The organism is Burkholderia seminalis DSM 23518 (genome assembly GCF_902832885.1).
Lineage (GTDB): Bacteria > Pseudomonadota > Gammaproteobacteria > Burkholderiales > Burkholderiaceae > Burkholderia > Burkholderia seminalis.
The window spans coordinates 1-412 of sequence record NZ_CADFDK010000051.1; the positions used below are offsets into that span (position 1 = coordinate 1).

Genomic DNA, 412 nt, shown 5'->3' on the forward strand with positions numbered 1-412 from the left:
CGGCGCCGCTCGCGCCTGATTACGATGCAGGTATTCCCCATGATTTCCATCAGCAACGTTTCGAAGTGGTACGGCCAGTTTCAGGTTCTCACCGACTGCACGACCGAGGTCAAGAAAGGCGAAGTGGTCGTCGTGTGCGGCCCGTCGGGCTCGGGCAAGTCGACGCTGATCAAGACCGTCAACGGCCTCGAGCCGTTTCAGCAGGGCGAGATCCTCGTGAACGGCCAGTCGGTCGGCGACAGGAAGACGAACCTGTCGAAGCTGCGCTCGAAGGTCGGGATGGTGTTCCAGCATTTCGAGCTGTTCCCGCATCTGTCGATCACCGAGAACCTGACGCTCGCGCAGGTCAAGGTGCTCGGCCGCGGCAAGGACGAAGCGACCGAGAAGGGCATGAAGCTGCTCGAGCGCGTCG

Annotated in this window: 1 protein-coding gene; it reads left to right on the plus strand. The window is 61.9% G+C overall.

Annotated elements, in window-relative coordinates; genetic code table 11:
• Nucleotides 1–39: 39 nt before the first annotated feature.
• Nucleotides 40–412: ATP-binding cassette domain-containing protein (locus tag HWX00_RS36585; protein ID WP_175868210.1), on the plus strand; the 373-nt coding region annotated here is incomplete at its 3' end.